Consider the following 8,043-nt stretch of genomic DNA (forward strand, 5'->3'; position numbering starts at 1 on the left):
TCATGAATTTTACAGACACATTAAAAAGTGTTGACTTAGTACTATCGACTGGAGAAGTACCTTTAATCGTTGGGGAAAGCGGAATCGGAAAAACAGCTTTAGCCAAGGAAATTGCTCAAGAAAATCATTGGAGTTTAATTGTAATTAATGGGAATCTCCTTAAAGAAGGTGAAATCGGGGGTCTGCCAACGATAGAGTCTTATGCAGGAGTTAATGATAAAGAAGATCAAGTTGAAAAGAAAGCGACGGTATATGCGGTTCATCATAAGCTGAGGGAAATTGATGAAGAAATATCTCAAGGAGAAACCGTTCTTTTATTTATCGACGAGATCAATCGCTGTGAACATACAGTCCAACAGGAACTTATGAATTTAATTTTAAATCGGGAAATCAATGGCTATAAATTACCTGTAGGTGTCAAAATCTTAGCCGCTATGAATCCTTCCAGTAAATATAGTTCGAATTTTGATTACCAGGTTGTCGATATGGATGCCGCCCAAGAAAATCGATTTGTCTGGTTATCTATGGAGCCAGATTATAATCAGTGGATCGATTGGGCAATAGAGGCCGGAATCGAGCAAAACGTTATCGAGTTTATCTCCACCTTCCCAGAATATTTGCATAAGATCAACGAAGATGATCTTAGAGCAACGCCCAGAAGCTATGAGCGAATTTCCAGCAGTTATAAAATTTATAAGGATAAAAAAGATTCCATACCCAGGTCCGTGTTTTTAAATGTTATCAAGGGGAATGTCGGGAGATTAATAGCAGAAGAGTTTGTGAGCTTTGTTGAATCAGATTATCGTTCGCTCATATCTTATAAAGATGTTTTTTCAGGAAATTCTCTTCCTGAATCGATCATAGAAAGAGTGAAAAACGAAAGCCATACCAGACTTTATCTATCCGCAAAGAATATTCTCAAAAACTTAGAATCAAATCTATTAAACAATAGTGATGATTCAAGTTTTTATATGGACAGGCTGATTGAGTTTTTAAAAATACATCCTGTCGATTTAAAGATAGGAATCATGAAAGATATTAAAAACAGTTATCCCGAAGTATACAAACATGCCATAGAAAATGAAGCGTTTATCGAATCATATTTTGAATCTTATCGTTTAATAAGGTGATAAGCTATGGAAAGTTTTATTGATAACCAAGTTAAAGAGCTCTACGAAAAAGCAGATATTATTATTAATAGTTTTTTCAAGGCAAGACGCACACAGGGTCATTCCAAGGTAAATATACCCCCGGAATTTAAAGAAGAGTTTTTCAGCCTTGTCGATAAAGTAAACTTAAGTCTTATGGAATACAGAGATAATTTCTACGGCTATTTTTTGATGCAAATGTCCCGAGAAATACGATTTGACATCAGCAGCCCTACTGCTGTGAATTTTAAAGGGGCTAAGTATGTTATCTATTTTAATCCCATTATTTTTTTAAATCTTAATATTAAGCAGATGGAAAGTACCATTAAACATGAAATTCTCCATATCTTATCCATGCATTTAATAAGAGCCAAAGAATTTAAGGGTGGCTACAGCACATTAGCCATCAATCTGGCCATGAATATCGTTGTCAATACCTATTTAGATCATCTCCCCCCCTATTCTGTTACCTTAGAATGGGTGAATTTAAATTATTCGTTAAACCTCCTGCCCTTTAAACCCTTTGAATATTATGTAGAAGATATCCAAACCGCCCTGGACTTGCTGGAAGCGGATGAGGATGCGGCCGATGAAAGTGATACAGATGACGCTGATCAGGAAGAAACAATAGAAACCGAGTATAATCCTGAAAAAGCCCATGACCTTTGGGCAGACTCCAGTGATATCGATGAAAAAACCCTTCAAGGATTTACAGAGAAGTTTATTGATAATGCTCAAAAAGGTAGCATTCCAAATTATTTAGAAAGTATGATCTCATCCCTTAAAAACAGCAAGGGCGAATTACCTTGGAATTTATATCTTAAGCGGCTAATGGGAACGGTTGAAAGTAATAAAAAGAAGACGATAACCAGAAGAAACCGAAGACAGCCCGATAGATTAGATTTAAGAGGTCGACTCAGGAGTCATAAAGCCAAGATTGTTGTTGCTCTTGATATCAGTGGCAGCATTAATGATCAGGAATTTAATCAAGCCATCCGAGAAGTCCTGGCTATCGTTAAAAATTATCATCATGAAATTACGATTATCGAATGTGACAGTGAAATCAGACGTGTGTATAAAGTCAAATCTGTCAAGGACATCAAAGATCGAAGTAATATCAGTGGGGGCACCAGATTTACCCCGGTTTTTGAGTATGCTAATAAGCATAAGGTTAATTTACTAATCTATTTTACGGATGGCAAAGGTGAAGCAAAGCTTCTGACAATACCTCAGGGGTATAAAACCTTATGGGTTATTTCTGGGAGAGGAGATAAGCTTTCCTTAAAAGAAGCTTATGGGGCAGTCAAAAAGCTTAAAAATATTAAACTAAACGATGATTCATTAAAAATGAGTGATGTTAAAATAGAAGGATTTTCAATGCAAGACCAGGAAAGCATGAATATTTGATCCCCTAGCTACCGGTTAACCAGGCTATTCACTTAAAATATCTATAAGTACATTTGAAAGGGCTCTGTCTTAATGGAAAAAACTCTTTTTATCAGTATCCCCCTCCTCAATGACATTGGGGCAACCGTTGAACACTCTCTCAGGTGGCGAGATTCTTTATATCGGGAACCTGATGGGGTTGAAGGAAATTAATAGGTCTATAACCGGCAAATACATTTTAACTTGGCTTCTATGGTAATCAACTGTCGAGCCCCAATTTTACTTTTCTGATCAGCACCTTACTGCCATCCCCATAGCACTATTATGACTAATCAAAAAACAGGTTGAAAATAGAACTTTTCGGATTCAGGCTGGCAGTATTTCACAAAAACCTTCAGATAACATATAATAACATCGTGTGTGTTTAGTTTTACGAACACTTTACAAACCGATAATTTAGGTTTAACACTTTTTTGATAGAATGAGTAAAACATTAGCTAATTAAGGAGGTTCTTATGTATTGTCATTTCCATTCTGAACTATCAAAGCTAGGTCAGGAAATTGAGCAGCTATGGGCACCAGAACTGCGTGGTGCTGGTGATGAGGCAACATTCTTTGCCGCCAAAGGAAAGGTCTTGGATATTTTAAACGTGTTATACAGTGAAAAATCCAGGGAATTCCGAGTGGTCAAACTGACCAATTCGCCCTCCACTGTCGTTAAAGTTGTAAATCATGTCTTGCGCAGATCGGACATGAACTCACCCGGTTCTAAGGTTGTCAACCTGTAATCATACGACCTTCAATAGAAGCAGGCATAAGCAAAACAAGATGAGAGGTGATTTTCCTCTCATCTTGTTTTGCTTAAATTGGGCGATTTCGCTACTTTTCAAGTCCAGGTCTTTTAGGAGGTCTTTTTTCTCCAGAATGGCCTGGACTCTGTCCTTGACAGCCTGCTGTAATTCCAATTTGGTCATGCTCTCGACATCATGCTCCGCGATAAACTCATCCCGCTCCTCTTCCGGGATCTCAAGAAGGATGGGAGCCTAGGTGTAGGTCAATTCGTCACTGGTGACGAATTTGGATTACCGTCACTGTCGAGGGAAGCAATCATTTTCATCCCATACTCTTTTAACCTAGTCAACAGGTTACATATAAAGATTGAGGTTTACACATTATATAAGCAAAACGTGCTAAAAGGAGATGAATTGGTGAAAAAAGATAGACTTATTGCAGGAGGTATCGCAGGATTTATAGCAAGTATTACTTGTGACATTGTAGGGATTATATATAAATCATTAGGGTGGACTGACAGAACTTTCAACGATTACGCAACAATTATACTTACATATCAAGTTTATTCTAAAGAGGGAATTTTTGGTATAATTCTTTCGATGATTAGCCATGCAGCAGTATGTATAATCTTTGGAGTTATTTTTGCTTACATGATAATGTTTACATCTAGCAATTATTTATATCTCAAAGGATTAGGGTATAGTTTAGTTATTTGGTTATTACTCAATACTTTTGGAACAATACTTAATCTACCTCTATTTAGAAAAATGCCACTAAGCGTCGCATATTCAACACTTTCTACTGCCTTAATATATGGCTTCATGGTTTCTTTGAGTTTAAGAATTATCGATAAGAAAATGCATTTACTATAGTAATTGGCCCCTTGCGGTTCAATAGTATTCAAGAATTAAGTTCTAGGGGAAAAATCATTTCCACTAAATCAAACTCAATATCTTTCCATATCGTTTGTTACTTATTCCAACATCACTACTTCGAACAACCAAGAAAGGATAGGATAGCATCCCACTTCCATGCTTCGGAATTGCACTCAGAAGATCAATCAAAACATCGTGTTCTCATTCGATTAAAGCAGGCAGTGTACAATTTCTGCTGTTTTATAGGTATTCATTCAATCAGATCCCCTCCGAACTTTTACCTAACCGGAAGGGATCTATATTGTTGTGGGTGAATCTCTTATTGAATGCATACAATATAGAGGCACAAAGAACTTCCTATTGTAAAACATGATTCTGGATATACATGTGCAGTTATTTAAAAATAAGAAAGTGGGAATGTGTAATGAGTGAAGATCAAAAATGCCCTATATGCCCGAAATGCGAGCAGGAGTATGATTATGCGAATTCTGTATCAGAAATTCATGTCTGTCCAAATTGCGAAACGATGGAAACGCTAAAAATTTACGCAAAGCACCTAGTCCAAGGAAAATAATATTTAACAAATCCATTTTGCCAGTTGACTTAATGCTTATGAATAGCCGCTTAATAAAGGTTCTCTTGAATACTTTTCGGCGATCATTTTATTGATTGTATTTGGGAGAGCCTTTGTTTGCCACAAACATTGTAATACCTCAAAAATAATATTTATTTGAATTTTATTATAATAACAATTATAATAAAAGTATCATACATGTTAACTCGGCAAAGACTAAAGCATAACCCTTCAAGAAAGGACGTGATTCATTTGACTCATCGGCGCAGCGGTACACGACCCATGTTCTATCCTTTAAATCCCCAAGACCCGCGTAATCCTGCCCAGAAAAATAAGGATTTAAGCTCACTTCCTGAAGTTTATCAAGATTTCTACAGAGAAATAACCCGTTTCCTTCCTCACCAACAGATTTTTATTGACCCTTTTTACACCTTAGGCTTTGGCATTGATGCCAGCTTTTATCGCTTAATCCCTAAGGTGGTTCTTAAAGTCGTCAATAATGAAGAAATGGCGGCGATTTTGAAAATTGCTCAAGCCCTACATATACCGGTTACCTTCCGATGTGCGGGAACTAGTTTATCAGGGCAAGCTTTAACGGATTCTGTCTTACTGGTGGTTCAAGGAGCATGGCGGCACTATGAGGTCCATGAAGAGGGCAAGAGGATTTCTCTCGAACCAGGTATCCTTGGTGTAGAGGCAAACCGCTACTTAAAATCTTATCGCCGAAAAATCGGACCGGACCCGGCTTCCATTGATCACTGCATGATTGGAGGGATCGCAGCCAACAACGCCAGTGGAATGTGCTGTGGCACTGCCGATAACAGCTACAAAACTGTAGAGGATATGCGAATTATTTTCGACGACGGAGCCCTGCTGGATACGGCAGATCCTGCCTCATGCCGTGATTTTTTGCAAAGCAAACCGGATCTTATCCGCCAAATAGAAAGCATTCGTGACGAGCTGAAGGCCGATCCGGATCTGACTGAACTGATTAAAAAGAAGTACAAAATCAAGAATACCACAGGCTATAGCATCAATGCCTTTGTTGACTATGAAGATCCCCTTGAAATTATCAAGCATGTCATGATCGGTTCGGAAGGGACTCTGGGGTTTATCTCGCGGATTACCTATAAAACGGTGTTTGAACATGACCATAAAGCCTCTGCCTTAATCATTTATCCCGATATGGACCATGTTTGCCGGGCTGTTATGAAGCTTAATCGAGATTTAGTATCCGCGGCGGAAATGATGGATCGGGTTTCCCTCAGAACCATGGAAGATGAGCCCGGTATGCCTGATTATTTAAAAACCCTCTCAGAAGAGGCAACCTCTCTCCTGGTGGAGGTCCGGGCCGAGAATCGGGAGATATTGGAACAACGAATTCAAGAGGTTAAATTACGGCTGGAGAGCGTACCGACAGTTTTACCCATTGACTTTACCTCGGTAAAATCCGAGTATGAGACCTACTGGAAAATTCGCAAAGGAATTTTTCCTGCCGTAGGTGGAATCCGTGAACAAGGGACTGCTGTCATAATCGAAGATGTGGCCTTTCCTTTAGAAAGATTAGCCGAGGCCACCATGGATCTGCGCTCCATTCTTAATAAATTCGGCTACCATGATGCCATTATCTACGGCCATGCTTTAGATGGGAACTGGCACTTTATCTTTACCCAGAAGTTTGAGACTGAGGAAGAAATCAATCGGTATTCGGGTTTGATGAAAGAAGTTAATGAACTGGTTGTTAAGAAATACAATGGCTCACTGAAAGCCGAACATGGAACCGGGCGGAATATGGCTCCCTTCGTCGAACTGGAATGGGGGAGTAAAGCCTATCAGCTGATGAGACGGATTAAAACCGCCTTTGATCCCCACGGTCTGTTAAATCCCGGCGTGATTATCAATGACAACAAGAATGTCTATCTGGAAAACTTAAAAATGATGCCTCAGTCTCATGAAACTATCGATCGCTGTACCAACTGCGGCTTCTGCCAAGATATTTGTCCTTCCAAAAATTTGACCACGACTCCACGGATGCGTATTATTCTGCAGCGGGAAATTGCCTTCCTAAAAAGAACGGGCAAAGAACCGCAACGGTTAATGCGCTTGCTGAAGGACTACGACTATGCAGGGAATGCCACCTGTGCCACAGATGGACTCTGTGCCAAGGCTTGCCCCCTTTCCATTAACACAGGAGACAATTCTAAATATCTGCGTTCCCAGGCCATTACTCCCACCACTCGCTTCATTGCCCAACGACTGTCAAATAATATGAATGGGGTAACGACCTTTATGCGCTTTGGCCTGGGGGCAGTGAATGGAGCTCATTCACTCCTGGGAACCGGGGTGATGGATAAACTTGCCTCTAAGGCCCACCTGGTAACCAAGAATCGGATTCCTCTCTGGAATCCTTGGATGCCCGGCCGGGGATCTGCTCCCCAAGCGAGATCCGGTTCTGCGGGACCTTTCAATGCAGCGAAGGTCTCCTCCCCAGGCGCAGAGCCCTTGAAGGTGGTCTATTTCCCCAGTTGCATCAGCCGCTCTATGGGGCCAGCTCGTCAAGACAAGGATCAAAGGCCTCTCCATGAAGTGATGCTTTCTATCTTAGCTAAAGCCGGCTATGAAGTCATCGTCCCGCCGAACATGGCTAACTTATGTTGCGGTATGCCTTGGGAAAGTAAAGGGTTCTTTCAGATAGCTGATGAGAAGAGTGACGAACTGGAAAAGGTGCTGGTCACAGCCAGTGAAAATGGCAAATATCCTATCCTCTGCGATACCAGTCCTTGTCTCTATCGAATGAAGCGAGCCTTCAAATCCGGGATTAAGCTTCATGATTCCGTGGAGTTCACCCACGATTTCTTAATGGAGCACTTAAAGTTCAGACAGGTTCCGGAAACAGTCGCTGTCCACGTGACTTGCAGTTCGGTTAAAATGCATATCAGCGATAAATTTAAAGCCCTGGCCGAAGCCTGCGCGGAAAAGGTGATTATGCCTGATGATGTCCATTGCTGCGGCTTTGCAGGGGATCGAGGATTTTCCTTCCCAGAGTTGAATTATTCTGCCTTAGCCGGACTTAAACCCTCCCTCCCCAAGGAGTGTACTTCAGGTTATTCCAATAGCAGAACCTGTGAGATCGGACTATCCCTGCATAGCGGAATCAGCTATCAATCCCTGATGTATCTGGTGGATCGGGCTTCATCTCCGCTCCCGCTTCAATAAGGGGCCGTAACGAAACTTGAGATTTTTTCAAGCTGGTGGTGCGTTATCCCAA

At 40.6% G+C, this 8,043-nt stretch carries 6 protein-coding genes; 5 read left to right on the top strand and 1 reads right to left on the bottom strand.

Going from position 1 to position 8,043, the window contains the following annotated elements; all coding sequences use genetic code 11:
• The first annotated feature begins 2 nt into the window (after positions 1 to 2).
• The 3 genes from LJE72_RS06715 (at position 3) to LJE72_RS06725 (ending at position 3,322) form a co-directional block, all read left to right on the top strand.
• The gene (locus LJE72_RS06715; protein ID WP_229246851.1) at positions 3 to 1,130 is read left to right on the top strand and encodes an ATP-binding protein; all 1,128 of its coding nucleotides are present in this window, start codon (positions 3 to 5) and stop codon (positions 1,128 to 1,130) included.
• 6 nt (positions 1,131 to 1,136) lie between these two features.
• On the top strand, positions 1,137 to 2,555 hold the full coding sequence (locus tag LJE72_RS06720; RefSeq protein ID WP_229246852.1) for a vWA domain-containing protein: 1,419 nt from the start codon (positions 1,137 to 1,139) through the stop codon (positions 2,553 to 2,555).
• A gap of 494 nt (positions 2,556 to 3,049) precedes the next feature.
• Complete coding sequence (locus tag LJE72_RS06725) at positions 3,050 to 3,322, top strand: hypothetical protein (RefSeq protein WP_229246853.1); 273 nt, start codon at positions 3,050 to 3,052, stop codon at positions 3,320 to 3,322.
• Here LJE72_RS06725 and LJE72_RS06730 read toward each other — a convergent pair whose 3' ends face one another.
• A complete protein-coding gene (locus tag LJE72_RS06730) occupies positions 3,323 to 3,571 on the bottom strand; it encodes a DUF3102 domain-containing protein (RefSeq protein ID WP_312038898.1) in 249 nt (82 codons plus the stop codon).
• Between the two features lie 171 nt (positions 3,572 to 3,742).
• Here LJE72_RS06730 and LJE72_RS06735 point away from each other — a divergent pair, with 171 nt between their 5' ends.
• Together LJE72_RS06735 and LJE72_RS06740 are read left to right on the top strand one after the other, a co-directional pair.
• Entirely contained in the window at positions 3,743 to 4,198 is a 456-nt protein-coding gene (locus LJE72_RS06735) for a hypothetical protein (RefSeq protein WP_229246854.1), read from the top strand.
• A gap of 829 nt (positions 4,199 to 5,027) precedes the next feature.
• A complete protein-coding gene (locus LJE72_RS06740; protein WP_229246855.1) occupies positions 5,028 to 7,991 on the top strand; it encodes an FAD-binding and (Fe-S)-binding domain-containing protein in 2,964 nt (987 codons plus the stop codon).
• Positions 7,992 to 8,043 lie beyond the last annotated feature (52 nt).

Origin of the sequence: Desulfosporosinus shakirovi, from assembly GCF_020595055.1 — a bacterium.
GTDB classification, from domain to species: Bacteria; Bacillota; Desulfitobacteriia; order Desulfitobacteriales; family Desulfitobacteriaceae; genus Desulfosporosinus; species Desulfosporosinus shakirovi.

Excerpts from the sequence above, each read along its gene's own strand:
- LJE72_RS06715 (WP_229246851.1), top strand. The coding sequence starts at position 3 with ATGAATTTTACAGACACATTAAAAAGTGTTGACTTAGTACTATCGACT.
- LJE72_RS06720 (WP_229246852.1), top strand. The coding sequence starts at position 1,137 with ATGGAAAGTTTTATTGATAACCAAGTTAAAGAGCTCTACGAAAAAGCA.
- LJE72_RS06725 (WP_229246853.1), top strand. The coding sequence starts at position 3,050 with ATGTATTGTCATTTCCATTCTGAACTATCAAAGCTAGGTCAGGAAATT.